18 protein-coding genes are annotated in these 23,749 nt (G+C 75.1%); 7 read left to right on the top strand and 11 right to left on the bottom strand.

All coding sequences use genetic code 11. The features are described from left to right. Window positions 1-30 precede the first annotated feature (30 nt). Entirely contained in the window at window positions 31-537 is a 507-nt protein-coding gene (locus ACIP4P_RS27725; protein ID WP_400922939.1) for a hypothetical protein, read from the bottom strand. 327 nt (window positions 538-864) lie between these two features. Between ACIP4P_RS27725 and ACIP4P_RS27720 the strand changes: the two genes are divergently transcribed. Next, window positions 865-2,553, top strand: coding sequence for a hypothetical protein (locus ACIP4P_RS27720; RefSeq protein WP_400922937.1), 1,689 nt, complete (start codon window positions 865-867; stop codon window positions 2,551-2,553). A 63-nt stretch (window positions 2,554-2,616) separates the two neighbouring features. Here ACIP4P_RS27720 and ACIP4P_RS27715 read toward each other — a convergent pair whose 3' ends face one another. After that, window positions 2,617-3,654 (bottom strand): MDR family NADP-dependent oxidoreductase, encoded by a 1,038-nt coding sequence (locus ACIP4P_RS27715; protein WP_400922935.1) that lies wholly within the window; start codon window positions 3,652-3,654, stop codon window positions 2,617-2,619. A gap of 90 nt (window positions 3,655-3,744) precedes the next feature. Here ACIP4P_RS27715 and ACIP4P_RS27710 point away from each other — a divergent pair, with 90 nt between their 5' ends. Further along, window positions 3,745-4,806, top strand: coding sequence for an Lrp/AsnC family transcriptional regulator (locus ACIP4P_RS27710; protein ID WP_400922933.1), 1,062 nt, complete (start codon window positions 3,745-3,747; stop codon window positions 4,804-4,806). Window positions 4,807-4,815: 9 nt separating this feature from the next. Here the strand turns inward: ACIP4P_RS27710 and ACIP4P_RS27705 are convergent, their stop codons facing one another. Next, window positions 4,816-5,418 (bottom strand): TetR/AcrR family transcriptional regulator, encoded by a 603-nt coding sequence (locus tag ACIP4P_RS27705; RefSeq protein ID WP_400922931.1) that lies wholly within the window; start codon window positions 5,416-5,418, stop codon window positions 4,816-4,818. Window positions 5,419-5,544: 126 nt separating this feature from the next. Then, window positions 5,545-6,588, bottom strand: coding sequence for an agmatine/peptidylarginine deiminase (locus ACIP4P_RS27700; RefSeq protein ID WP_400922929.1), 1,044 nt, complete (start codon window positions 6,586-6,588; stop codon window positions 5,545-5,547). Window positions 6,589-7,076: 488 nt separating this feature from the next. Here ACIP4P_RS27700 and ACIP4P_RS27695 point away from each other — a divergent pair, with 488 nt between their 5' ends. Then, window positions 7,077-7,598, top strand: coding sequence for an ATP-binding protein (locus tag ACIP4P_RS27695; protein ID WP_400922927.1), 522 nt, complete (start codon window positions 7,077-7,079; stop codon window positions 7,596-7,598). Between the two features lie 314 nt (window positions 7,599-7,912). Continuing rightward, entirely contained in the window at window positions 7,913-10,210 is a 2,298-nt protein-coding gene (locus ACIP4P_RS27690; RefSeq protein WP_400922925.1) for a SpoIIE family protein phosphatase, read from the top strand. A gap of 90 nt (window positions 10,211-10,300) precedes the next feature. Here ACIP4P_RS27690 and ACIP4P_RS27685 read toward each other — a convergent pair whose 3' ends face one another. The 5 genes from ACIP4P_RS27685 to ACIP4P_RS27665 form a co-directional block, all read right to left on the bottom strand. Further along, window positions 10,301-11,431 (bottom strand): DUF2637 domain-containing protein, encoded by a 1,131-nt coding sequence (locus ACIP4P_RS27685; RefSeq protein WP_400922923.1) that lies wholly within the window; start codon window positions 11,429-11,431, stop codon window positions 10,301-10,303. Window positions 11,432-11,644: 213 nt separating this feature from the next. After that, on the bottom strand, window positions 11,645-12,631 hold the full coding sequence (locus tag ACIP4P_RS27680; protein WP_400922921.1) for a (2Fe-2S)-binding protein: 987 nt from the start codon (window positions 12,629-12,631) through the stop codon (window positions 11,645-11,647). A 160-nt stretch (window positions 12,632-12,791) separates the two neighbouring features. Further along, the gene (locus tag ACIP4P_RS27675; protein WP_400922919.1) at window positions 12,792-13,628 is read right to left on the bottom strand and encodes a hypothetical protein; all 837 of its coding nucleotides are present in this window, start codon (window positions 13,626-13,628) and stop codon (window positions 12,792-12,794) included. A 293-nt stretch (window positions 13,629-13,921) separates the two neighbouring features. After that, window positions 13,922-14,782: a hypothetical protein gene (locus ACIP4P_RS27670; protein ID WP_350514635.1), complete on the bottom strand. Its 861-nt coding sequence runs from the start codon at window positions 14,780-14,782 to the stop codon at window positions 13,922-13,924. Window positions 14,783-15,036: 254 nt separating this feature from the next. After that, window positions 15,037-15,714 (bottom strand): NTP transferase domain-containing protein, encoded by a 678-nt coding sequence (locus tag ACIP4P_RS27665; protein WP_400922916.1) that lies wholly within the window; start codon window positions 15,712-15,714, stop codon window positions 15,037-15,039. 141 nt (window positions 15,715-15,855) lie between these two features. Here ACIP4P_RS27665 and moaA point away from each other — a divergent pair, with 141 nt between their 5' ends. The 3 genes from moaA to ACIP4P_RS27650 all read left to right on the top strand — a co-directional run bounded on the left by moaA (window position 15,856) and on the right by ACIP4P_RS27650 (window position 19,526). Next, on the top strand, window positions 15,856-16,851 hold the full coding sequence (gene moaA / locus ACIP4P_RS27660) for a GTP 3',8-cyclase MoaA (protein WP_400922914.1): 996 nt from the start codon (window positions 15,856-15,858) through the stop codon (window positions 16,849-16,851). Window positions 16,852-17,118: 267 nt separating this feature from the next. Beyond that, complete coding sequence (locus tag ACIP4P_RS27655; protein WP_400923169.1) at window positions 17,119-17,814, top strand: HNH endonuclease family protein; 696 nt, start codon at window positions 17,119-17,121, stop codon at window positions 17,812-17,814. A 140-nt stretch (window positions 17,815-17,954) separates the two neighbouring features. Beyond that, window positions 17,955-19,526, top strand: coding sequence for an alpha/beta hydrolase (locus tag ACIP4P_RS27650; RefSeq protein ID WP_400922912.1), 1,572 nt, complete (start codon window positions 17,955-17,957; stop codon window positions 19,524-19,526). A 240-nt stretch (window positions 19,527-19,766) separates the two neighbouring features. Here the strand turns inward: ACIP4P_RS27650 and ACIP4P_RS27645 are convergent, their stop codons facing one another. Together ACIP4P_RS27645 and ACIP4P_RS27640 are read right to left on the bottom strand one after the other, a co-directional pair. Continuing rightward, window positions 19,767-22,238, bottom strand: coding sequence for a glycosyltransferase family 39 protein (locus ACIP4P_RS27645; RefSeq protein ID WP_400922910.1), 2,472 nt, complete (start codon window positions 22,236-22,238; stop codon window positions 19,767-19,769). 211 nt (window positions 22,239-22,449) lie between these two features. Then, the gene (locus ACIP4P_RS27640) at window positions 22,450-23,574 is read right to left on the bottom strand and encodes an alpha/beta hydrolase (protein ID WP_400922909.1); all 1,125 of its coding nucleotides are present in this window, start codon (window positions 23,572-23,574) and stop codon (window positions 22,450-22,452) included. Window positions 23,575-23,749: the final 175 nt, after the last annotated feature.

Genomic DNA, 23,749 nt, shown 5'->3' with positions numbered 1-23,749 from the left:
CGCCGACGGTGGCGTCGGCGGTGGGTTCCGCTAGGACCGGTGGACCTGGAGCACGTGCAGGTCCGGCGCGGGGCGCGGACCGTCCAGCAGGCCCGCGGGCACCACCCTGGGCAGCGCCTCGGGCGCCGGCGCGGCGAGCGGTGACACGACGGGCTGCGGGTGCGGCGGCGGATTCGGCAGCTGGGCGTCCTGCGGGCAGAACGGGTGGCTGGAACAGCCGTTGTCGCTCGGCGGCCGGCCGTCGGCGGTGCAGAGGATCGAGTGGTCCTGGTGTTCCCCGAGCCATTGGCGGTGGTCGGACACCCGGGCGGCGTCACGGGCGTGCGGGGTCGGCGCGAGCGCCTCCGCGGCGGCGACCACCGAGACGGCGGCCGCCGTACCCGGGGACGGCTGGGCGGGAGCGTCCGCCTTCGCCAGGCCCGTGCACGGCAGCGCGGTCAGCAGGGCGACCAGCAGCAGGACCAACAGCGCACCCGCCGGGCGGCCCGCGGATGCGGCCGTCCCCGGTCGGAGTGAGCTCGGGGCCGACGCGGTCATGCGCACATTTAATCAGCCGAACGGGTGAAGCGATGCCCCTCCTCGGCCCTCATTTTCACCCCCCAACACGCCGCAATGTCCAGGAAACGCCCTGCTCGGGGCACATCCGGCAAGCCAGGACGGAACGGAAACCGACGCCCCGGCGACGTCCCCGCCACGCCGCCCGTGCCGGCGCCGGCGAACCGGCTGGTGAGCGCCGTGGCCGGGATGATCCGGTCGGTGACCGGTTGTCGCCGAAACCCGGACACGGTCGTTGCACTTGGAGACAATGACGCCAGTCCGGCCCCGCCGGGGGCGCGCGACCACGGACCGACCAGGAGCCGCCAGATGAGCAAGCAGGGTGCACCCGCACAGCCGCCCCGGCCCGACGACGGCTGGTGGGACACCGTCTACGACGGTCCGGCGGGCACCCTCCCCGACACTCCGCACGCCGACGCGGGCGACGGCAGCGTCGACGACTGGTTCGACACGGCGGCGGGGCTGATCGGGCAGCAGCGGACGGCGGAACCGGAACTGGAACCCGAGCCCGAGCCCGAACCGGCCCCGGTGGCGGATGCCGCCCCGGCGCCGGTGCTGGAACGGGACAGCATCGACGACTGGTTCGACGACGCGATCGGTGTGATCGAGGGGACCGGCGGCATCGGGCGCCAGCGCACCCCGGCCGAGACCCACCGGGTGCCCGCCGCCTCCTCCGTCGCCGATGCGCCCCGGATGCCGGAGCTGCAGCCGCAGCCGCAGCCGGAACGCGAGCCGGAACCACAGCCCGAACCGGAGCCGGAGGCGGAGGCCTTCCCGGTCTCCCTGGAGAAGCCCACCCCGGACCCGGCCCCCGAACCCCCGGCAGCCGCGGCACCGGAACCCGAGCCGGAGCCCGCCCCGGAACCCGAGCCCGAGCCGGCTCCGGAGCCCGCTCCCGCTCCCACTCCGGAGCCCGAGCCCGCCCCCGAACCGGCCCCCGCCCCCGAACCCCCGGCGGCCAAGCAGCCGACCCCCGAGCCCGAACCCGACCACGCACCCCAGCCCGACCCGGAGCCCGCCGCCGTCCCGACCTCCGTCCCCGACCCCCGCCTGGCCGTCCGCGTCCCGCTCACCGACCGGGGCACCACCGTCCCCCACGTCGGCGAGCGCCCCCCGACCTACGGCCCCGAGCCGACGGCCCTGCCCGAGGCGGACCCGGGCGCGCTCGGCGCGGTCGTCCCGGACACCGCGCTGGAGGGCGCCCAGTACGGGACGACGGTGCTGCGGGCGGTCTCCGTCCGCGGTGACTCCGCCCGCTACCGGGGTGAACCGCGCCGGGACAGCCTGCTGGTCACCAGGTTCGGCGACGGCCCCGACGGACTGCTGCTCGCCGTCCTCGCCGGGTGCGAGCGCACCGGCGGTGCCGAGGACGAGTCGCTCACGCCCCGGGCCGTCGCCACCGCCGCCGGCGAGTCCTGCCGCCAGCTCGCGGCCGCGATCGGGCGCAGCCGCGCCGGCCTGGCCGCCGACCTGCGCGACGGCGCCCGGGACCGGCTGCGCTACGGCCTCCAGCGGCTGGCCACCGGGGCCGTCGCCCCGCTGCGTGCGCTGGCCCCGCGCGGCGAGGGGGACGACACCCCGTCCCCGGCCTCGTTGCACTGCCTGCTGGTGTCACTGGACCCGTCGGCGGGCTACCGCGCCGCGTTCGGCGTCGGTCCGGGCGGGCTCTACCTGCTGCGTTCCGGTCACTGGATCGACGCCTACGCGGCCCGGCTGCTGCATCACCCGGACGGCCAGCCGCCGGTTCCGGAGGCTCCGGTGCCGGACCCGCGACCGTTCCGCTTCCGGCTCGTCCCGGCCACCCAGGGCGACATCCTGCTGCTCTGCACCCCGGGCCTGTCCCGTCCGATCGCCGACGAACCCGCCGTCGCCCACTTCCTCTCCGCCCACTGGGCCCACCCCCACCCGCCGGGCACCGTCGACTTCCTCCGTCAGGTGCAGGTCCGGGCCAAGGGCTACGCCGACGACCGCACCGCCGCGGCGATCTGGACCGAGTGAGCCGGTGGAGCCGGAGCCGGAGCCGGGCGTGCGCGCCGAACCGGTGGGGAGGCCCGGGCCCGCTCACAGCGCCACGACCACCGCCCCCAGGTACCGGCCGGCGGCGGTGTCCAGTTGCGCCTGTACGGCGTTCTCGATCCCCGCGATCCGCTGGTGCGGGAACGAGATCAGGCCCGCCTCGCGCCACTCGCGGTAGGTCCGTGCCCATTCGGGCTGCGCCTGCGGGTCGTCGTCCGCGCTGTAGCCCACCAACGTGATCCGCTTGAGCAGCAGTTGGACCGAGTCCAGGGACACCGGCGCGGTGCGTCCGGTGCCGGTGGCCGCGAGCTGGCCGGAGAGCGAACCCATCACGGCGATCCGCGCACCGTGGTTCGCGACCGCCACGGCCGCGCTCAACTGCTCGCCCCCGACGAGGTCGAGGCACTTGTCGATCCCGTCCGGCGCGGCCGCGGCGAGTTGCTCGACGACGGGACCGGCGCCGCGCACCACCACCGCGTCGTAGCCGAACTCCTCGACCAGCCGCTCGGCCTTGGCCGCGGAGCCGGCGCTGCCGACGACGCGTCCGGCGCCGAGGCGGCGGGCGATCTGGCCGGCCATCGAGCCGATGGCCCCGGAGGCGCCGGTGATGAAGACGGTGTCGCCGGGCCCGACCCGAAGGGCGCGGGTCAGCGCGGCGTAGGCGGTCCAGCCGTGGCCCAGCGCCGCCTCGACCGGGTCGGCCGGTCCGGCGTCGAGCCGCTCGCAGTCCGCCACCGGGACGGCCGCGTACTCGCGCCAGCCTCGGCGGTGGACCAGGAGGTCGCCGGGGGTCAGGCCGCTGTCGGCGGGGGCGAGGACCACCTCGCCGAGCGTGGTCGCGCCGAGGGTGTCGCCGGGGCGCAGCGCCGGGAAGGGCACCCCGTGCACGTCCTCGGCGCCTTCGCTGATCATCATCCGCAGCGAGCTCGCGATCAGGAAGAAGCGGTTGCGGACGAGTACCTCCCCGGCCGCGGGCACCGGCCGGGGCGTGGTGACGAGGGTGAAGTGCTCGGGGCCCGGCAGTCCGGTCGGTCGGGCGGCCAGTCGGACTTCGCGGGAGGTGGTGCGTGGTGTCTCGGTCATGCGGATACCCTGCGCCCGGGACGGCGGAAAGTTCTGCTGTACGGATGGAGATGGAGGGAATCCTCCATCCAGGCGGGCCGGAGTGGGGAAATGATCGAACTCGATGCCCTCGACCAGGGTCTGGTCCATGCCCTGCACCTCGACGGACGGGTCCCGTTCAGCCGCGTCGCGGAGGCCCTCGGCAGCTCGGAGCAGACGATCGCGCGCAGGTACCGCCGGCTGCGCGCCGAGGCGGGACTCCGGGTCGTCGGCCTGCCGGTGCCCGAGCGGGTGGGCGGGAGTCAGTGGATGGTCCGGTTGACGACCGCTCCGGCGGCGACCCGGAACCTGGCCGAGGCGCTGGCACGGCGGCCCGACACGTCGTGGGTCCAGCTGATCTCGGGTGGCACGGAGGTGAGCGCGGTGCTGACGACCCCTGGTGCGGGTGAGTCGAGCCCGTCGCTGCTGCTGCACGACCTCCCGCGCAAGGCGGGGATCACCGCGGTGAGCGCGTACTGCCTGCTGCACACGTACCTGGGCGGCCCGACGGCCTGGCCGGGGCGGCTGCACGGACTCGACGAGCGGCAGTGCGAGCTGATCCGGCCCTCGGACGGCGTGCCGGGTGGTGCGGACACCGGTGCGGGCACCGGCACCGGCACCGCGGCCGGCGCCCCCGTGGGCGGTGCCGAGCCGTTTCCGTCGACCGTGCCGCGCCCGCTGGTCGGGGCCGAGTCGGCGTTGGTCGCCGCGCTCGGGCGGGACGGCCGGGCCTCGTACGCCGAGCTGGCCTCGTCGACCGGGCTCTCGCAGGCCACGGTGGCGCGCAGGCTGGCCGGACTGCGCGCCGACGGGGCGCTGTTCTTCGACGTGGACCTCTCCTCGACGGTGCTCGGGGTGTCCGCGCAGGCGCTGCTGTGGCTCGCGGTGGCGCCGGACCGCCTCGACGGGGTGGCCCGGGCGATGGCCGGGCATCCGGAGCTGGCGGCGGTGTTCGCGACCACCGGTCGGACGAACCTGATGGCCAAGGCGCTGTGCGACAGCCCGGCGGAGCTGCACCGGTACCTGACGGGGCGGTTGAGCGCCATCGACGGGATCCAGAGCCTGGAGACGGCGCCGGTGCTCCAGCGGGTCAAGGGTGTCGGCCCCCACTGGGCCGCCGGCCGGGTGGGGTGAGGGAGCCGCTCAGGAGGTGCGGAGGAGGACGGCGGCGACCGCGGTGGCGTGGCCGAGGGCGGTCGGCGGGTGGGTGTCGGGCAGGCCGATGGCGATGGGGACGGCGAGGCCGTCGAGGAGGGCGCGGAGCCGGGCGGCCCGGGCGGGGGCGGGGCCGGGGGTGAAGTGGCCGCTGGCGGTGCCCTGTTCGATGAGGGTGACCAGGTCGGCCTGCCAGGGGGCCTCGATCTCCTGCTGGCCCTGGCGGAGCTCGGCGCTGGCGGGGGAGCGGCCCCAGACCTCGACCCAGAGGATCCAGCGCGGGTCGCCCGGGCCTTCGGGCAGGTAGAGCCGCAGGTAGGCGTCGAGGCGTTGCCAGGGGTCGAGGGCGGGGTCGGCGAGGGCGGCGCGGCGGCGGGTGCCGAGTTGGTCCTCGCTCCAGCGGAGGGTCTCCAGCAGCAGCTGGTCCTTGCTGCCGAAGTAGTAGAGCAGGTGTCCGGCGCTCATCTGGAGCTGTTTGCCGAGCCCGGCCATGGTGAGTTTGGCGAGGCCGTGCTCGGCGATCGCGGCCCGGGCGGTGGCATAGACCTCCTCGCGGGGGCGCGCCGGGCGGCGCGGGCGGGGGTCGGCCATGGTGGTGGGCCTGCTTTCTGCCGGTTTCTGCGGAGGGGGAGCGGTGGGGGAGCACGGAGCGGGGGCGCCGGGCCCCGCTCCACGGTCGGACGGGTCGGGTCGGGCAGACCGGACGGACCAGAAGGATCAGACGGCGGGCTGCTGCTGGGTGATGCAGTGGATGCCGCCGCCGTTGGCGAAGATCCCCCGGGCGTCGACGAGTTCGACGGTGCGGCCGGGGTAGGCCTCGCCGAGCACGTCGGCGGCCTGCTGGTCGCGCGGGTCGTCGAAGGCGCAGAGCACGACGACGCCGTTGGCCACGTAGTGGTTGATGTAGGAGTAGTCGACCGGCTCGCCGTCCTCGTCGAACAGGACGGTGGGGGCGGGCAGTTCGATGACCTCCAGGCGGCGGCCGCGGGCGTCGGTGGCGGCGCGCAGGACGGCGACGAGCTCCTGGCAGACGGCGTGGTCCGGGTGGGCCGGGTCGGGCTGGACGTGGGCGACCACGACGCCGGGGCGGACGAAGGAGGCGACGATGTCGATGTGGCCGCGGGTGCCGAACTCGTCGTAGTCGCGGGTGAGTCCGCGCGGCAGCCAGATGGCCTTGGTGGTGCCGAGGTGGGCGTGCAGCTCGGCCTCCACCTCCTCCTTGGTCCAGTCGGCGTTGCGGCCCTCGCCGAGCTGGACGGTCTCGGTGACGAGCACGGTGCCCTCGCCGTCGACGTGGATGCCGCCGCCCTCGTTGATCAGCGGGGAGGCGAAGCGCCGGACCCCGGTGAGTTCGCCGATGTGCTCGGCGATGTGCTGGTCCTTGTCCCAGCGGGCCCAGGACTGGGCGCCCCAGCCGTTGAAGATCCAGTCGGCGGCGGCCAGCGAGCCCTGGCCGTCGATCAGGAAGGACGGGCCGATGTCGCGCATCCAGGCGTCGTCCAGGGGGCGTTCGACGATCTCGACCCGCTCGTCGACGTACGTGCGGGCGTCCACCGTCTCGCCGGTGTTGACGATCAGGGTGACCGGCTCGTACCGGACGATGGTGTTGGCGACGGCGGCCCAGGCCTCGCGGCCGGCGTGCAGGTTCTCAGGGGTGTCGAAGGTGGGGTTGGCGGTGGGGAAGGCCATCCAGGTGCGGTCGTGCGGGTGCCACTCGGCGGGCATCCGGTAGCCGAGGGAGGCGGGCGTGGGGGTGGTCATCGTCAGGTCCTAGGGGGGTCGGCTCGGGGCGGGGCTTCCGACGGTGATGTTAGAACGTCGTTCAAACATCACGGGCCATTGAACCCGCGCCGGGGCGCCGTGTCCAGCATCGTGTCCGCCGTCGTGTCCGGCATCGGGCCGACAATGGGTCGACATCGTGTCCGGCGCCGGGCGTCGCGGGGGTGGGCGCACGGCGGGGCGGGGCCGGGGGCGCGCGGGTCCGCGCACGGTCCGTGCGGGCGCCGGGTGTGCGCGGGATCGGGTGGGGGCGGTCTCGAAAACAGCCTCTGCGCTTCGCAAACCTGTCCGGCGCGAGCAGTTGGATCACGTGAACCTCCCCGTGCCCCTTTCACCCCACGTGATCGGACGCACACTGTTGCAAACGCCGTCAACTGGGCATGAGGATGGGTGGTCAGAACCAGGGGGCCACCCGGCCGGCGGGGGATCCGGAGGCGGGGGCCCGGATTCGAGGGCGGGGGCATGTGGTGATGGACGGTCAGTCGCGATTCCCGCGGCAGCGGACGAGTTCGGGCGACGCCTACCGGTCCGGGCCGGCCCAGGGCCCGGGTCAGGCCGCCAGCACCGGGACGGCCCTGCCGGGTGCGTCGGCCCCGGGGTGCGCGCTGCACCGCAGACTGCACCTGACGCTCGAACCGGCCGACCTGGTCGCGGTGGGCTCGGTGCGGCAGCGGCTGCGCACCGCGCTGAGCCACTGGGGGGTGCCGGAGCTCTCCGACACCGCCGAGCTGCTCTCCTCCGAGCTGGTCACCAACGCGCTGCTGCACACCTCCAAGGGCGCGGTCTTCGACGCGGTGCTCGGCACGGACAGCCGGTTGCGGATCGAGGTGCAGGACGGCGCGAGCCGGCTGCCCGGGCGGCGGCGCGATCCGGACGCCGAGTACGCGACCTCGGGCCGCGGCCTGCTGCTGGTGGAGGCGCTCGCCGACTCCTGGGGCGTGCAGCTGCGGGGCGACGGCAAGGTCACCTGGTTCGAACTCGCCCTCCCGTAACCTGGGCCCGTCGACCGCCACCGGCACTCCCGTTCGCACCGCCCGTACGACAGTTCGCCATCGAATGATCCGTTCCCGAAGCAAGCCCTGAACGCAAGGCGGAACGCAAGATTTCCGGCTCGTTGCCATTGCCGCTCGGCCGAACATTGGACAGGATGGTGGAAATGTGTGTCCACGTGCGGGAAGCAGCGGGGAGACCGAACCTCGACTGACCACCGTCCGTCGGCACCGTCCGATCCAGCACGACCCATCACACCGCCACGCGGCCCGTCCGGACGGTCGGCGCGGTCCGCCACGGCAGCGGCAGGAGCAGCATGCCCACTGAGCCCGAGTCGCCGGGGCCGGCGCTTCCTCCCGGCGCGTCCGCCGTCGAGCCGCAACCGTCGACCCCGCCGCAGCCGTCGGCCGCCCGCCCGCCCGCGCGCTCTCCCCGCCCGCCCGCGCAGGCCACCCGCCGCAACTCCGTGCGCACGCCCCCCGTGCTCGCCTCCGGGCGGCTGGCGCCCGTGCTGTCCGGCGGACTGCCGCCCGCCTCGGCCGACACCATGCCGGACTGGCTGGAGCCCGCGATGGCCGCCAACGGCATCGGCTCCTTCGACTGGGACATCCGCCGCGACGTGCTGGAGGGCGACCAGCGGGCCTGCGCGATCATCGGCCTGGACGCCGTCGAGCTGGGCCGCTTCGACCGCACCGCCGCCTCCTTCCTCTCCCTGCTGCACCCCGAGGACGCGCCCGTGGTGCGCCGCCGGGTCGAGCGCGCGGTCGCCGAGCTGGGCCAGTGCGGCGCCTACTACCGCACCGTCGGGCCGAACGGCACGATGCGTGCGGTGCGCTTCCGCGGCCGGGTGCTCGCGGACGCCTTCGGCCGGGCCTCCCGGATGGTCGGCTTCGTCTGGGACGCCACCGTCGAGCTGCACAAGCGCGACCGGGCCGACCGGATGGCCCTGCTGCGCGAGGAGCGCTCCCGGTTCATCAAGGAGGCCGCGCGCGCCCTCTCCGAGGCGGTCACCGTCCGTGACGTGGCCCGGGTGTTCACCGAGCTGCCGCTGCCCGGACTTCCGCCGGACGGCCTGGTGCTCGCCTCCTTCGAGGCCGGCCGGACCCGGATCCTCGGCGCCTCCGGCTACCGCTCGCAGGCGCTCGCGGTCTGGGACCGCGCCGTGCTGCCGGCCGGCCACCCGGCCGCCGAGGCGCTCAGGTACCGCGCCCCGGTGTTCATCTCCAGCCGCGAGGACTTCCGCGACCGCCACCCGGACGTGTGGGAGCGGACCAGCCGCACCGGGCGCGGCTCCTGGGCGTACCTGCCCCTGGTGGCCAGCGGCCGGGCGATCGGCGTCTGCGTGGTCAGCTTCGACGACGAGCGCGAGCTGGACGCGGACGAGCGCACCCTGCTGTCCACCCTGGGCGGGCTGGTGGCCCAGTCGCTGGCCCGGGCCCGGCTGCACGACGCCGAGCACGAACTGGCGGCCGGCCTGCAGCGGGTGATGCTGCCGCGCACCGTCCCCTCCGTCCCCGGGGTGACCACCGCGGTGCGCTACCTCGCGGCCGGCTCCGGGCTGCAGATCGGCGGGGACTGGTACGACGTGGTGCCGCTGCCCGGCGGGCACGTCGGCCTGGTGATCGGCGACGTCCAGGGCCACGACGTGCACGCCGCCGGGATCATGGGCCAGCTGCGGATCGCGCTGCGCGCCTACGCGGCCGAGGGCCACCCGCCCGCCGCGGTGATGGCCCGGGCCTCCCGCTTCCTCGCCGACCTGGACACCGACCACTTCGCGACCTGCACCTACGCCGAGGTCAACGTGGACTACGGCGTGGTGTACGCGGTCCGGGCCGGCCACCTCGACCCGCTGGTGCGCCGCGTGGACGGCACCGCGGCCGTGGTGCCGGTGGCCGGCGGGCTGCCGCTGGGCATCGACCCGGACCAGGAGTACCGGGTCACCCGGTTCAGCCTGGACCCGGGCGAGACGGTGGTGCTGTGCACCGACGGCCTGGTCGAGGCGCGCGGCATGGACCTGGACGAGGGCATCGCCCGGCTCACCCGCTCGCTCGCCCGCCCGCTGCCGCTGCCCGGCGAAGCGGCCCGCGACCCGCTGGAGGAGCTGGCCGACCGGATCGCCTCGCAGGCCGCCGACTCCAACGAGCGCGAGGACGACATAGCGCTGCTCCTGCTGCGCTGGGACGGCCCGGAGGGCGGGCTGGCCGCCCAGCAGCTGCGCCGCCGGATCGGCCAGGCCGACCTGGCCCGGGTCGCCGAGGTGCGCGCCGAACTGCGCGACGCGTTGCGCCGCTGGGGCGTCGCCGAGTTCATCGACACCGCCGAACTGCTCTCCTCCGAACTGGTCACCAACGCGATCCGGCACACCGACCGGGACGCCATGTTCACCGCCCGGCTCTACCGGGAGTCGGCCTCGGACGGCGCCCCGGTCCGGCTGCGGGTCGAGGTGGAGGACGAGTCGGACCTGTGGCCGACCCGCCGGACGCCGGGGGAGCAGGCCTCCTCCGGGCGCGGGCTGATGCTCGTCGAGGCGCTGGCGGACGCCTGGGGCGTGGAGCCGCGGGGGTCCGGCAAGCGGATGTGGTTCGAGCTCAGCGGGACCGGCGGCGCGGCCTGACCGGTCCCCGGGTTCTGACCGGTCCCCGGGTTCTGACCGGTCCCTGGGTTCTGACCGGCCCCCGGGTCAGCGGGCTCCCTGACCCGGGGATCAGCCGAACTGCTGCTCCAGGTCCTTCAGTTTGCGCTCCAGCGAGTCCAGCCGGGGCAGCGTGACGGTGTCCTCGTCGGCGGTGAGGTCGATGGTGCGCCGCTCCGGACGGGCCGGCAGGCCCGGCTGGACGACGGTGCCCTCGGCCGCCCCGACCTCGGCCGCCCCGACCTCGGCCGCCCCGACCTCGCGCGGGCCGGCCTCGGGCGCACCGGAGACCTCGCGCGGACCGGCCTCGGCCGCGCCGGAGACCTCCCGCGGGCCGGCCTCGGGGGAGCCCGAGGGCCCGCCGGTTATCGCGGACTCCGAGCCGGCCGACTCCAACTGCCGTGCGGCGGCGCCGCGTCCGCGCCAGTGGCTGCTGCTCCGGTTGATCGCCCGGATCTCGGCCCGCTCGCGGCGGCCGGCCAGTCTGCGGCGCTCCTTCTCCATGGCGCGCTCCCGCTTGTCCTCGCGGACCTCGTCGACCGCCTCGTCCAGGCTGCGCACGCCCTCCAGGAGCATCAGCGACCAGGCCGCGTAGGTCTCGCGCGGGGCGCGCAGCCAGCGGACGATGCGGATCTGCGGCAACGGACGGGGCACCAGGCCCTGTTCGCGCAGCGCGGCCCGGCGGGTCTGCTTGAGCGCGCGGTCGAACAGGATCGCGGCGGACAGCGACATGCCGGAGAAGAACTGCGGGGCGCCGGCGTGGCCGAAGCCGCGCGGGGCGTGCACCCAGTTGAACCAGGCCGAGGCACCGGCGAAGAGCCAGACCAGCAGCCGGGAGCCGAGCGCCGCGTCGCCGTGGCTGGCCTCGCGGACGGCGAGCACCGAGCAGAACATCGCGGCGCCGTCGAGCCCGAACGGGACGAGGTACTCCCAGCCGCCGGACAGGCCGAGGTTCTGCACGCCGAAGCCGACCAGCCCGTGGAAGGAGAGCGCGGCCGCGACCCCGGCGCAGCAGAACAGCAGCGTGTAGGAGGCGGCGCCGTACAGGGATTCCTTGTTGCGGCGCCGTTCCTCGGAACGCTCCCAGGAATCCGTCCCGGCGGCGGATCCCCGGCTTCGGGCCAGGGCCACCAGGAGCGCGCTGACCAGCAGCCCCGCAACCCCGGTGACGGCCCAGCCGAGCGGTATGTCGGACAATTTCATTGCCGGAACCAGCCTCGCTTTCTGCGTCGCGTTCCTGCGCCGTGATGGCGGGGACCATCATGGCGGATGCTCGGCGGGCGAATGGCGGATTCGTCGTCAATGCGCTGAGGAGAGGGATTTCTGACCCCTCACCAATCACATGGTCATATGAATTCAGCGGGGGATATTCCCGGAATCACGGGCTTTTCGAATCCGTAATCGGACGGATTTTCGTCAACGTCGCGTGACGCGGGGGCAGCCGCCGCACATGTCCGCGGGTTCGACGGTGTAGACGAGGCAACAGCTGGCCCGGGCCCGGTCCGTACCCGAAGCACCGCTGCGGCCGGGCGCCGGGGGCGCGAAGCCGGCGCCCGGGGTGAAGGGGGCCGGGGCGGGAGCGGGCGTCGGGTCCGCGCCGGGCGTGCGCGCTGGTCCGGGGGTCGGAGTCGTGGGTGCGAGCAGCGCGGACAGTTCGGCGCGCGCCCGCTCCTGCTCCCCGAACACTTCGCCCGCGTAGCAGAGTCCCTCCACCACCGCGTCGGTGGCCATCGCCCACAGCACCCGGGGGCCGCGGCGCACCGCGGGGCCGAAGGCGGCCAGCAGCGGGGTGAGGAACTCGCCCAGCGCGCAGCGCAGTTCGGCCGCCAGCGCCGCCCCGTCCGGCGCGGTGCGGGCGGCCACCGGCGGGGTGGTCGTCGGGTCCGCCCCCGGAACGGCCACCCGGCCGGCCGCCGGGTCGGCCGCCGGGTCGGCCGGCAGGCAGACGAAGGCCGCCGGGCGCACCGTCAGCTCCATCGAGGCGGGACCGCGGCGCACCGACACGTCGCCGGGCCCGAGCAGCGGGACGCGCCGCTCCAGGAACCACGGCACGGTGAACAGCAGCGAGACCGGCCAGACCAGCCGGTGCAGCCCGAAGCCCGCCGCCACGTCCGGGCGCAGCGGCTGCCCGTACCGGGCCAGGCCCTGCCGGGCGTCGTGGGCGACCAGGTCGCGCACCGCGGCCGGGTCGGCGGCGAGTTCGGCGAGCGGCAGCCAGCCGTCGCCCCGTCGGGGCGGGGCACAGTGCACGCTCAGCAGCGGGGCCAGTGCGGTCAGCCGGTGGTACGGGGGCGTGTCGGGGGCGGTGGGAGTGCTGGGGGCCGGTGGCCCTGCGGGGGCGTGTGCCTCGGTGGTGCGGGGGGCGCACGGCGCGGGGCCGGGCCGGGTGCTGCTCGCGGTCATGGGCGGGCCCCATCGGGTCGACCGGGGCCGCCGGCCGACCGCCCGACGGCCCCGGTCGCGACCGCGCCGGGCCCGGCCGGACCGGGGCACGGCGGTGCCCGGGGAACAGCAAGGCGAACCTGTCCGGAGCGCTGCTCGCTCCGGACAGGTAAGGCTCACCTTAGCTGATTGTCCCCCGGGGTTCGCGGGCGATGCGTCCGTCCGGGGGAGGCCCCGGCGCGCGCCCCAACTGGCGTGCGAGCCACACCGGCACCCCGCCCAGGGCGTGCACCAACCGGGCCGCCTCGGCGCGCAACCGCGCGGCCTCGGCGGGCTCGGACACCTCGGCGAGCGCCGCGAGCGCCGGCGCCACCCCCACCGTGAAGCCGAGTTGCTCGCGCAGCCGCAGCGAGGCGTCGAAGCCCTCCCTGGCGTTGCCGTGGTCGCCGCGGGCCAGTGCCAGCGCGGCCAGGTGCCGCCAGGTGTAGGAGCGCAGCAGTTCGTCCCCGCGTTCCCCGGCGCCCTCGTGCGCCCGGCGGTAGGCGATCCAGGCGGCGCTGCGGTCGCGCAGCAGGTTCTCGGCGACCAGTCCGCGCCGGAAGTCCAGCAGCGGGCGGCCCGGTGCGTCCGGCGGCAGCAGGGCCGAGGTGCGGCCGAGCGCGGCCTGTGCCTCGTCGAGGCGGTCGCGCGGGCCGAGCACGCTGGCCAGGTAGGCGAGGAAGCCGCGCGCGCAGGCCGCCGCCGCGCGCTGTTCGGTGCCCTCCGCGAGGGCTTCGGCCAGTCGGAGCGCCTGTTCCGCCTGGGTCCAGTGCGCGGCGGTGAACAGGCACTGTTCGATGAGGAGTTCGGCTCGTGCGAGGGCCGCGACCGGGTCGTGTTCGGCGACCGGGCGGAGCAGTTCGGCGGCCTCCTGCCAGCACCCCCGGGACCGCAGTCGCCACACGGTGTCGCCCGGTTCCTCCGCTGCCGCCCGCCCCCGCCCGTCCGGGCCGCTCGGGCTCCATCCGTGCTCTGACAACGCCACCTCCTTGTGTGCGCCATCCAGCAGGACGCGGACCTGCCCTGGAGCCCGGCCGCCCCGGACCGTTCGCGGCACGACGGCAGCGCAACGGCACCACGACGGCAGGGCGAAAGGCCCGCGCTGTGGCGGCAATTCAACACGGGGGTGAGCTTGTGCACCAGATCACGAGCGGAGGTTGTTGCTTTTCCGGGGGAAATGATCTAGAGGGGCAGGAGGGAATGATCTAGCGGGGTCGGGGGAGATGACCCAAGGCGGACGGAGGAAACGATCCGGCGGAGTCCGGTCGGCGGTCAGGAGGTCCAGCCGGTCTCCATCAGGGCCTCGGCGGCGCCGTTGGCGGGCTGCGGCACTCCGGCCAGGTCCAGGCTGAACAGGGCGACCAGCAGTTGTTCGCCGCGCACGGTGGCCTGGTGGGAGTACCCGGCCAGGGTGAACATCGCGGCGGCCATCTCCTCGGCGTGCAGGGTCTGCAGCCACAGGCACTCGACCGACTTCACGTCGGCGGGCTCGGTCCAGGTGTCCACCTGGGCGACCATCCGGCTGCCCAACAGGGTGACGCCGTCGCGCTCCTGGGCCTCGGTCAGTTCCAGGTCGTCGAAGCCGAGCCACTCCAGGTAGCGGGCGGCGGTGAACACCGCGTCCTGCGAGGTGCGCACCGGGTGGGGGCGGAACGGGGTGCGGTGGCGGAACGGGCGGGGCCGGCCGGCCGGGGCTCCGGGCGGTGCGGGCGGGGTGGGCACCGGGGCGTTCACCGGGTGGGCCGGGTACGGGCGGGTGGACTGCGGGCCGGGGGCGGCGAGCGGACCGGCGGTGCCGGTGCCCAGCCGGGTGGTGCGGTCCACCGGGAGGCGGACGGTGGCGCCGCAGTTGCAGGTGAACTCGGGCTGCGGCCACTGGTCGGAGCGGCCGCAGTGCGGGCAGCGCATGCTCAGCCAGGAGTCCTCCCAGGAGCGGAACCGCACCTGCACCGGGACCCCGCCGCGCAGCAGCGGCACCTTCAGCGAGGCGCCGCACGGGCAGGGCAGCGACGGCGGTTCGTAGAGGTGCTCACGGCGGCAGGCGGGGCAGCGGATCGCCCGGGCGCCACCGCCCGTCCCCGGGCCTGGCCGCGCGGGGTCGTGTCCGGTGAAGTCGTCGGGCAGTCCTGCCATCGCGGGCTCCGTCCGTCGGTGTCGGGTGGGTGTTTGGTTCCCATGCTCCCCGAAACGTCCGGCTCTGGGCGCGGAATGGGGCAATCCTCAGGGACGGATCAGGGGTCGCCCCCCGGGCAGGGGGAGGCCCGACCGTTCCCGGGGATGATGTGCGGTCGGCGCACGGTGGACGGCGAGGTCGGCGTACGGAGGGGAGCGCGGTCGGCGTACGGGGGAGGCCGGGGCCCAGGGGGTGGAAGGGGTGTCGGGCGGGGTCAGCCGGCGGACCAGCGGGCCAGGTCGGCGGGGGTGTCCAGGTCGTCCGGGACGGCGACGTCCGCGCACTCCACCAGGACCAGCTCCCCGGCGTGCGCCGCCAGCAGCGCGCGGGCCCCGGCGTCGCCGGTGGCTCCCCGGGCGGCCTCGGCGAAGTGCCGTGCACCGATCAGCACCGGGTGTCCGCGCCGCCCGTGGTACGCCGCCGCGGCCAGCTCGGCGCCGGCCCGGTGCGCGGCCAGCAGCCGGGCCACCGCGGCCGGGGTGACGCCCGGGGTGTCCACCAGCATCACCAGCACCGCCGGGGACCGCGGCGGCAGCGCGGCCAGTCCGGCCCGCAGCGAGGAGCCCATGCCCTCCGCCCAGTCCGGGTTGGCGACCAGCCGGCAGCCCGGCAGGTGCGCGGTGGCGCGGACCCGCGCGCGGTCCGCGCCCAGGACGACCGTGACGTCCGGGCAGCCGCCGGACCGTACGGTGGCCACCGCGTGCTCCACCAACGGCCGGCCCGCGTACCGGAGCAGGGCCTTGGGCCGTCCGCCGAGCCGGCGTCCGCCCCCGGCGGCGAGGACCAGGGCGGGGACCGGGGCGGGGCCCACGGCGGGGGCGGGCCGGGGCTGTGGCGGGGCCGGCCGGGCCGGTCGCCCGTCCGCCGGGGCCGGGCCGTGCGCGTTCTGCATGGGCCCAGCCTGCCCGCTCCGGGCCGGGTCGCGCAGCCGGTCCGCGGTTGTACGAATCCACAAGGCGAAGGCGCTGGTCGCGGGCGCTCCCCGGCGGTTCGGCCGCTGGTCCCGCGGCGCCGCTGCCCCTGTACTGGGGCGATGAACTCCGCACCGCGCCCGCTGGTGGACCGCTTCGGACGGGTCCACACCGATCTGCGGGTCTCCCTGACCGACCGCTGCAACCTGCGCTGCACCTACTGCATGCCGGCCGAGGGCCTGGACTGGCTGCCCCGCGCGGACACCCTCGACGACGACGAGGTGGTGCGGCTGGTGCGGATCGCGGTCGAGCGGCTGGGGGTGCGCTCGGTGCGGCTGACCGGCGGGGAGCCGCTGCTGCGGCGTGGACTGCCGGGCCTGGTCGGGCGGTTGGCCGCGACGGGGGTGGAGCTGTCGCTCACCACCAACGGGATCGGCCTGGCACGCACGGCCGTTGCGTTGCGGGAGGCCGGGCTGGGCCGGGTGAACGTCAGCCTGGACACCCTGCGCGCGGACCGGTTCGCGGCGCTCACCCGGCGGGACCGGATCGGCGACGTGTTCGCCGGGCTGGCCGCCGCCAAGGCGGCCGGGCTGGACCCGGTGAAGGTCAACGCGGTGCCGGTGCGCGGCGTGAACGAGGACGAGATACCGGAGTTGGCGTCCTTCGCGGTCGAGCACGGCTACCGGATGCGCTTCATCGAGTCCATGCCGCTGGACGCGCAGGGGAGTTGGGACCGAGCCGCGATGGTGACGGCCGAAGAGGTGCTGGCGCGGCTGGGCGAGCGCTTCGACCTGGTGCCGGTCGGGCGCAGCGGCAACGCCCCGGCGGAGGAGTGGCGGATCGCCGGGACGGACACCGTGATCGGTGTGATCGCCTCCGTCACCCGCCCGTTCTGCGGCGGCTGCGACCGGGTCCGGCTGACCGCCGACGGGCAGTTGCGCAACTGCCTGTTCGCCACCGAGGAGTCGGACCTGCGCGCCCTGCTGCGCGGCGGGGCGGACGACGGGCGGATCGAGGCGGCCTGGCGGGCCGCCGTCCACGGCAAGGGGCCCGGACACGCCATCGGCAGTGCGGAGTTCGTCCGGCCGGAGCGGCCGATGTCGGCGATCGGCGGCTGAGCGGAGCGGCCGGCGCCTGAGCGGCCGGCGGCCGGCGGCCGGCGGTGGGGCGGCCGGGCAGGGGTGGCGCGGGGTGCGCGGGCCGGCGGCCGGGTTCTGGCGGAGTGTGAGCTTCGACATGCTCCTTGGCCTTACCGTGGCGTCGGCTTGACCCGCTCTTGGGGTGACTGGTCTGCTGGTGCGCCGTCAACCCGCCCCTGACCTCGGGAGTTCTGCGTGCCCGCCCGCCGTACCTGGATATCCGCCGCCACCGTGTTCCTGATAGCCGTGCTCGCGCTGGTCGGCTGGCTGATCGAAGGCCGTGACCACGCCTCGACCCCCAGCGCCGGTGTCGGCACCAGCCCGCTGCAGAACCCGGACGGCACCAAGCCCGGCCTGGCGCCGCTGACCACCCCCGAGGAGCAGAAGGCCGGCCGCGACCTCATCGCCAAGGTCGCCACCGCGCCGACCGGCGGCAAGGACGGCTACGACCGCAACGAGTTCGGCCCCGCCTGGACGGACAGCGTCGAGGGCGTCCCGTTCGGCGGCAACAAGTGCGACACCCGCAACGACCTGCTCGCCCGGGACGGCAGCGGCGTCGAGCGCAAGGACGGCTCGGACTGCGTGGTCACCGCGATGACCATCCACGACCCGTACACCGGCAAGACCGTCCAGTGGACCAAGCAGCAGGCGTCGAAGATCCAGATCGACCACGTGATGCCGCTGTCGTACGACTGGCAGATGGGCGCCGCCAAGTGGGACCGGACCAAGCGGGTCCAGATCGCCAACGACCCGCTCAACCTGATCCCCGCCGACGGCTCGCAGAACGCCTCCAAGGGCGACTCCGGACCGGCTACCTGGCTGCCCGCCAACACCGAGATCCGCTGTTCCTACGCGGTGCGCTTCGCCCAGGTCTCGCTGAAGTACCAGCTGCCGGTCACCGAGGCGGACAAGAAGGCCATGCTGCAGCAGTGCGGCGGCTGAGGAAGCGGCTGAGGAAACGGTTCACCGCTGAGCCGCCAGGGGCGGCAGCAGGGCCGGGGCCGCGACAAGGTCGCGCCAAGGACGGGTGGGCGGAGGTGCCCCGGCAGGGCGTCGGATGGTATTCGTGGGCGGTGTCCCCGATGACCCCCCGCCTGCCGCGACGCGCCCTGCCCGCCCTCGCCGCCCTCCTGCTCGCCCTGCCCGTCGGCTGCTCCGGCCCCGGCGACGCGCAATCCGCGGGCGGTCCGGCCAGCCGCCCGCCGCTCGCCGAACGGGTCTCCGCCGACACCTCCCCGGCCCTGCGGACCTACTACGACCAGCAGCTCGGCTGGACCCCGTGCGACGGCGAGCCGGAACCCGGCGCCGACCCGGACGAGCCGGTCCTCCAGTGCGCCACCCTCAAGGTCCCGCTCGACTACGCCGCCCCCGGCGGCCGCGACATCGACGTCCCGGTCCTCCGGGTGCCCGCCGCCGACCCCGCGCACCGGGTCGGCTCCCTGCTGCTCAACCCCGGCGGGCCCGGCATCTCGGGCGTCCGGCTGGCCCGGCGCTGGCAGGGCAACCAGGGCCCGCTGCGCGACCGCTTCGACCTGGTCGGCTTCGACCCGCGCGCCTCCGGCGGCACCGTCCCGGTCACTTGCCTGGACGACCGCACCCGCGAACAGTGGACCGCCACCGACGATCCGGCCTACGACCACGGCCGGGTCCTCGCCGACGCCTGCGAGGCCAAGTACGCCGACGTGCTCCCGCACGTCGGCACCCGCGACACCGCCCGCGACATGGACGTGCTGCGCGGCGCCCTCGGCGAACGCAAGCTCGACTTCTACGGGATGTCCTACGGCACCTACCTCGGCGTCCTCTACGCCGAGGAGTTCCCCGACCGCACCGGCCGGCTCGTCCTCGACGGCGCCGTCGAACGCAGCACCGACCTGATGCACCTCAACGGCGAACAGGCCGTCGCCACCGAGACCGCCTTCCGCGCCTACGCGGCCGGCTGCGCCGCCGACGGCGCCTCCTGCCCGCTCGGCGACGACCCGGACACCGCCCCCGGACGGCTGGCCGACTTCCTCGACGGCCTCAAGGACCACCCGCTGACCGCCTCCGACGGCCGCCGGGTCACCGCCGCCCTCGCCTGGGCCGGCGTCATCGACGGGCTCTCCGAAGGCCACTACAACTGGCCCCGGCTGCGCGCCGCCCTCGACCCGGCGCTCGCCCGCGGCGAGGCCGACGAACTGCTCAAGCTCGCCGACGGCACCACCGGCCGCGACGAGGACGGCCACTACGACACCTCCTCGGACGCCTACGCGGCCATCCACTGCGCCGACGCCCCGCTCGCCCCGAGCGACGCCGACCTGCGCGCCGCGCTCGCCGAACTCGCCGTCCGGGCCCCGCTCACCAGCCGGCACGACACCCGGGTCACCCTGCTCGACCCGGACTGCCGCCCCTGGCCGTACCGCTCCACCGAGCGGCCGCACACCGTGACGGCGCCCGGCAGCGCCCCGATCCTGGTGATCGGCGGGACGGAGGACCCGGTCACCCCCTACCCGTGGGCGCAGCGGATGGCGGCCGGACTGCAGCACGGCGTGCTGCTCACCCGCGACGGCGACGGGCACATCTCCTGGGGCCGCAGCGGCTGCGTGCGCGACGCCGCCGCCGCGTTCCTGGTGGACGGCGTACTGCCGGCCGAGGGGACGCACTGCGCCTCGGACTGAGCCGTGGACTGAGCCGTGGGCCGGGCTGCGGGCCGGATGGCGGACCGGGCTCGGCGGGCCGACGACGCGAAGGGGGCATGCCGCGCGAACGCGGCACGCCCCCAGGGGAGTTCGGGCTCCGGGGCCAGGGATTCCCGGAGCCCGGACCCCCGGTGCGGGGCTCCCGGATCAGGGGTTCCGGGAGCCCTGGCCTCGGGACCGGGAGGTTCTGATCAGGGGGTTCCGATCAGGCGGTCCTGATCAGGACGTCGGGGCCGTCAGGTCGTAGAAGGTGGCGCCGCCGACCGTCTTGGCGGTGAAGTGGCTGGTCACCCAGGCCTCGATCTGCGCCGCCTCGTTCTGCTGGCCGCCCTCGTCGCCCTCGCCGTTCGCCCCGCCGCCGAAGCCGCGGTGCGAGCCGCCGGCGATGAACCAGTGCACCTTGCCCTGCTCGACGTACTTCTGGAAGCCCGCCAGGCTGAGCGAGGGGTCCGTGCCGTTGAAGCCGCCGAGGGCCATCACCGGCTTGCCGGTGGCGAGTTGGTAGCTCGCGGCGTTCTGCGAACCGGTGGTGGCGGCCGCCCAGGTGTACTGGCCGGCGTCCTGCGAGAGCAGCGCCGCCGCCTCGGAGCTCACCTTGGTGCCGCCGAGGAGGCCGCCCATGCCGCCGCCGAAGCCGCCCGCGCCCTCCGCGCCCTGGCCGCCGGGGAAACCGGGGAAGCCGGGCACGCCGGTGGCGCCGCCGGAGCCCGCCGAGCCGGTCGAGCCGCGCTCGTGGCGGCCGCCGGGGGCGGTCCCGTCGGAGCCCCGGCCGGAGCCGCCCGGGAAGCCGCGCTCGCCGTGGCCGCCCTGACCACCCTGCCCGTTGGAGCCGCCCATGCCGCCGGGGAACCCGCCCTGGCCGCCCGGGAAGCCCTGGCCGCCCTGGCCGCCCTGACCGCCCTGAGCGCCCTGGCCGAACCGGCCGTTGCCCATGGCGCCCGGGAACCCCTGGCCGCCCTGACCGCCCTTGCCGCCCTTGCGTCCGAAGCCCCCGGGCCCGAAGCCCGCGCCCTTCACGGACGGCCCGGCGGTGATGATCGACCCGTTGTGCGCGGTGCCCACGGTGTCCACCGCGTACGCGGCCGGGCCGCCGAAGGCCGCCGCCAGGCCGACCAGGCCCGCCACCGAGGCGATCCGCGCGCCGAGGCGTCCGGAGGCCTTGCCCGCGAACTGCCCGGCGACCAGCGCGGCCGCCGCCGCCAGCCCGCCGACCAGCACCGCCCAGCGCAGCCAGGGCAGGAAGTCCGAGCTGCGCCCGAGCAGGACGAACGCCCACCCGGCCGTCACCGCGAGCACGCCCGCCAGCAGCAGCGCGTACGGCAGCCGGTGCCGCGCCCGCCACAGCCCGTCCACGCCCATGCCGACCAGTGCCGCGACGGCCGGCGCCAGCGCCACCGTGTAGTACTGGTGGAAGATCCCGGACATGAAGCTGAAGATCAGCGCGGTGGAGACCAGCCAGCCGCCCCAGACCAGGAAGGCCGCGCGGGCGGTGTCCGGACGGGCGTAGCGGCGGGTCGCCCACAGGCCGACCACCAGCAGGATCAGCGCGGCCGGCAGCAGCCAGGCGATCTGTCCGCCGATGTCGCTGCCGAACAGCCGGGTGATGCCGGTCTGGCCCCAGCCCCGGTTGTGCCCGGCGCCGGCCGGCAGGTCGAGCCCGGCCGGCATCCGGCCGCCGCCGCCCACGCTGCCGCGCTCGTTGCCGTCGACCCGGCCGAGGCCGTTGTAGCCGAAGGTCAGCGAGAGGAAGTCGTTGTCCTGGGAGCCGCCGACGTACGGGCGGGCCGAGGCCGGCAGCAGCTCGACGACGGCGACCCACCAGCCGCCGGAGACCGCCAGCGCCACGCCCGCGAGCAGCATCTGCCGCACCCGCCGCCAGAAGCCGGTGGGCGCCACGACCAGGTAGATCACCGCGAAGGCGGGCAGGATCAGGAACGCCGCCAGCGTCTTGGTGAGGAAGGCGAAGCCGAACATCGCCCCGGTGAACATCAGCCAGCGGGTGCTCGCGGTCTCGATCGACCGCACCATCCCGTACGCGGACAGGGTGAGCAGCAGCACCAGCAGCGCGTCCGGGTTGTTGAAGCGGAACATCAGCGCGGCGACCGGGGTGAGCGCGAGCGCGGCGCCGGCCAGCAGGCCGCCGAGCGGGGAGAAGCGGCGGCGCACCGTCGCGTACAGCACGCCCACGGTGGTGGCGCCCATCAGCGCCTGCGGGGCCAGGATCGACCACGAGGAGAGGCCGAACAGCCGCACCGACAGCGCCATCGGCCACAGCGAGGCCGGGGGCTTGTCGACGGTGATGAAGTTGCCGGCGTCGGAGGAGCCGAAGAAGAAGGCCTTCCAGCTCTGGCTGCCGGCCTGGACGGCGGCGGAGTAGAAGGCGTTGGCCCAGCCGGAGGCGCCCAGGCCCCACAGGTAGAGCACGACGGTCGCGGCCATCAGCGCCAGCAGGGCCGGGCGCACCCAGCGCGGGTCGTCCGCGCGGCCGCGCCAGGCGCGGGCCGGCAGGGTGCGCAGCCGTCCGGACCAGGAGGCCGGGCCCTTGGGGCCGACGGGCGGCAGGGGCTGCTCGGGGAAGAGCGGCGCCGGGGCCGGCCGGTCGGCGCCCGGCTGGGGCACCTCCGGCGGCGGGTAGTTCGCGGCCTCGGGCCACGGTTCGCCGGCCGGAGGGGAGTAGCTGCTCGTGGTCATGCGCCATACCGTGCGTGGCGTGGCTGAGAGAACCGTGAGATACGGCTGTGAGACGGGTGTGATCTGCCCGCTTCCTCCCGTCCCTCACCCGTTCGGGGGCGGGTTCGGACGGTTCTCATCGGACGTGCGTGCGGTGGGCCCCCGGCGGACCGGCCGGATGACCGGCCGGAGGACCGGTCGCAGGGCCGGTCGGAGGGCCGGTCGGAGGGGCTCAGGCGGCGGCCGGCGGCATGGTGATGTGCTTGCCCAGCCACTCCAGGGCCGGGGGGATCTCCCGGGTCCAGGTGTGGAAGTTGTGGCCGGCGGTGTCCAGGGTGATGGTGGACATCTTGGTGGGGGCCTTGAAGGCGGCGACCATGTCCTTGGTCTCGCCGTAGTTGTTCTCGTCGTACGCGGTGGTCAGCAGCAGCGAGACCGGGGCGGCGGGCTGGTTCTTCAGCCGCCACAGCAGGTCGTTCTCCTGCTTGAGCTTGTCGTTGCCGCCGAACAGGTCGCCGGTGGTCGCGTCGTGGGCCGCGCTGTAGTAGCCGGAGAGCGCGATCGCGGCCGGGTAGGAGTCGGGCTTGCGCAGGGCGAACTTGAGCGCGCAGTAGCCGCCGGTGGAGTTGCCGATCACGGCCCGGTTGGCCGGGTCGGTGCCGATCCGGTAGGTGGTGGCGAGCGCCTTGGGCAGGTCGGTGGTGAAGAAGGTCTCGACCTGGGGGCCGTTCGGCACGTCGACGCACTCGGTGTCCCGGTTGTCGACGAGGGTGGGGCGGGTCATCACCAGGATGGTCGGGGGCAGCTTCTTCTGCTCGATGGCGTCCAGGGTGGAGGCCGGGTACTGCATCAGCGAGATCAGCTTCTCCGGGGTGCCCGGGTAGCCGGTGAGGACGACGGCCATCGGGAAGCGCTGCTTGGCGTAGTCCGGCTGGAAGTACTGCGGCGGCAGGTAGACGTAGGCCTCGGTGCTCAGGCCGGTGCCGGCTCCTTTGACGTCGACCTTCTGGATCTGCCCGGAGCGGTCCGGCTCCGAGCCCTGCGAGGAGTAGAACTTCTGCTCGCCGGTGACCCGCACGCCGGAGGCGTTGGGCTGGTGGTCGACGACGGTGCCGAGCCCGCCGCTGGTGCCGAGCAGGTCGGTCCAGGAGCTGTAGAAGCCGAAGTAGCTGTTGGCGATCAGGCCCATGGCGGCCAGCACCGCCAGCTGGGTGGCCAGGAAGGCCCCGATCCGGCCCAGCCAGGACTTCCAGCCCTTTCCGCCGAACTTCGGCCAGAACCACATGGTGGCGACGAAGACGACGATCGCGAGGACCGAGGCGATGATCTGGAGGGGGAGTCCGGTGAGACTGAGCACGGGCCCGATCGTAGTTGACCCCGACGGGAGGGCCGGAACGGCCCCTTCGGGTGATCGTTCCAAACCGGTTGACCGGGGTGGTTGGTGATCGGCATCATCTCGCTCCGCATGTGCACGTTGTGTGCACGGGACGCCATCGGGGTGGGGTTGTGAAGTTCGCGGGGTCTGCCGGTAG

The sequence above is a fragment of the Kitasatospora sp. NPDC089509 genome, assembly GCF_044749365.1.
Lineage (GTDB): Bacteria > Actinomycetota > Actinomycetes > Streptomycetales > Streptomycetaceae > Kitasatospora.
Note: the sequence above shows the minus strand (reverse complement) of the source record. Positions and strands in the feature narration are given on the sequence as shown.